Annotated in this window: 1 protein-coding gene and 1 pseudogene; both read left to right on the forward strand. The window is 77.3% G+C overall.

The genetic code is table 11. From position 1 onward, the window contains the following. A pseudogene (locus tag VR44_RS36380) lies at window positions 1-1,081 on the forward strand (MBL fold metallo-hydrolase); the annotation flags it as partial. 63 nt (window positions 1,082-1,144) lie between these two features. Beyond that, entirely contained in the window at window positions 1,145-2,569 is a 1,425-nt protein-coding gene (locus VR44_RS36385) for an amidase (protein WP_169791081.1), read from the forward strand. The last annotated feature ends 35 nt before the right edge of the window (window positions 2,570-2,604 follow it).

The following is a 2,604-nucleotide window of genomic DNA, read 5'->3' on the forward strand; positions in this document are numbered from 1 at the left end:
TCCCCGCCTCCGGCCGCCGGGTCCCCGGGAGCCGTGGCACCCGGGCAGGGCGCCGCGCGTCCGCTCGGGGAGGTCCGGGTCTGGCCGCGATCGTTCGCGGAGCGGCTGACCACACCCCTGCCCGGGGTACGGGCCTTCGCGCGGCTGGCGCGGGAAGGGGCCTTCCGGCCCGGCCCCGAAGGGCTGCGCGGGATCCCGGCTGCGCGGGATCCCCGACCTGCCGTACCGGCCCGCGCCGCTGCCCGCCGTGGCGCCCGGCGAGGTCTGCGTCACCTGGGCCGGGCACGCCTCGTGGGTGGTCCGCACCGGCGGGCTGACGGTGCTCACCGACCCCGTCTGGTCCCGGCGGATCCTCGGCACCCCGGCCCGTATGACGCCCCCCGGGGTGCGGTGGGAGGAACTCCCGCCCGTGGACGCCGTGGTGATCAGCCACAACCACTACGACCACCTCGACGCCCCCACCCTCAAACGGCTCCCCCGGGACACCGCCCTCTTCGTGCCCGCCGGCCTGGCCCGCTGGTGCCGCCGCCGGGGCTTCCGCCGGGTGACCGAGCTCGACTGGTGGGAGTACGCCGAACTGGACGGCGTACGCTTCGAGTTCGTCCCCGCCCACCACTGGTCCAAGCGCTTCCTGCTGGACACCTGCCGCACCCTGTGGGGCGGCTGGCTGCTCACCGACCTCACCGGCGGCGGCCGCACGGTGTACTTCGCGGGCGACACCGGCTACGGGCACTGGTTCGGCGAGATCGGCGCCCGCCACCCCGGCATCGACCTCGCCCTCCTGCCCATCGGCGCCTACGCTCCGCGCTGGTGGCTGCGCGACGTGCACGCCGACCCGGAGGAGGCCGTACGGGCCTGCCTCGACCTCGGCGCCCGCCGGATGGCCCCGATGCACTGGGCCGCGTTCGTCCTCTCCGCGGAACCCGTCATGGAACCCCTGCACCGCGTCAGGGCCGCCTGGGCCCGCGCCGGGCAGCCCCGCGAGGACCTCTGGGACCTGCCCGTCGGCGCCTCCCGCACCCTCGCCGCGGCCACCGGGGAACCGGCCAGGTCTGACCCGGCTGACATGCCCCTGTCGTAGATCACCCGTCCTGGCATACCGTGCCACCACGGAACACCCCCGTGGAGGAAGGCGCGTACGCACGTGGACGACGGTGAGCTGATGTTCCTGGGCGCGGCCCGGCAGGCGGAGCTGGTACGGGAGGGGAAGGTGACCGCGCGGGCCCTCGCGGAGGCCTCGCTGCGCCGGATCGAGGCACTGGACCCGCAGTTGGGCGCCTTCCGCGTGGTGCGGGCCCGCGAACAGGTCCTCGCCGAGGCCGACGCCCGTGACGCGGCCCGGGCCGCCGGGGCCGAACTGCCCCTGCTGGGCGTGCCCGTCGCCATCAAGGACGAGCTCGACGTGGCAGGGGAGGTCACCACCTTCGGCGGCGCCGCCAACCTCACCCCGGCCGCCCGCGACAGCGAGGCGGTGCGGCGGCTGCGGGCGGCCGGCGCCGTGGTCGTCGGCAAGACCGCGATGCCGGAGTTCGGGCAGTGGCCGTTCACCGAGTCCGCCGCCCACGGCCGCACCCGCAACCCCTGGGACACCTCCCGCACCCCCGGCGGCTCCAGCGGCGGCAGCGCCGCCGCCGTCGCGGCCGGCCTCGTCGGCGCCGCGCTCGGTGGCGACGGCGGCGGGTCCATCCGCATCCCGGCCGCCTGCTGCGGCCTGTTCGGCCTCAAACCGCAGCGCGGCCGGGTCCCCACGGCCCCGCAGCCCCACCTCTGGCACGCCCTCGGCACCATCGGCCCGCTCACCCGCGGGGTGCGCGACAGCGCCCTGCTCTACGACGTCCTCAGCGGCCCCGCGGAGGGGGACCGCTGGGCGGCCCGGCCCACCGCCACCGGCTTCGTACGGGCGGCGTCCACCGAGCCCGGCCGGCTGCGGATCGCCTGGTCCGCCAAGCCGGCGGTGCCCGGCGTACGGCCCCACCCGGAGCACGTGACGGCGCTCCGGCGCACCGCGGATCTGCTGCGCGAACTCGGCCACGACGTACGGGAGGTGTCGCCGCGCTACCCCGACGCCACGGCGGCGTTCGTGCCGCAGTTCTGCGGGGGCGTGCGCGCGGAGGCGGCGGCCGTGGAGCGGCCGGAGCTCCTGGAACACCGCACCCGGCAGACCCTGCGGCTGGCCCGGCTGGCCCCGGAGGCGGCCGTGGAACGGGCCGTACGGGCGGGGGAGCGGCTGACGGAACGGGCCGAGCGGGTCTTCGCCGGGGCGGACCTGCTGCTCACCCCGACCCTCGCCGCCCGGCCGCGGGCGGTCGGCGCGCTGGACGGGGTGGGGCTGGTGGGGCTGCTGGGAGCGCTGCTGCGGTCGCGCCCGATGATCGCGTACACCGCACTGTGGAACGTGACGGGCCACCCCGCCGCGTCCGTCCCTGCGGGGTTCGGAACGGACGGCCTGCCGCTGGCCGTCCAGCTGGTCGGGCGGCCGCACGAGGAGCCGGCCCTCGTGAGCGTCGCCGCCCAACTCGAATCCGCCCGCCCCTGGACCCTCCGCGTCCCACCCCTGTCCGCCGTTTGAGGCGCTGGGGCACCTCCCGGCGGTAGCCGGGGGAG

This window comes from Streptomyces katrae (assembly GCF_000966975.1).
GTDB lineage: Bacteria > Actinomycetota > Actinomycetes > Streptomycetales > Streptomycetaceae > Streptomyces > Streptomyces katrae.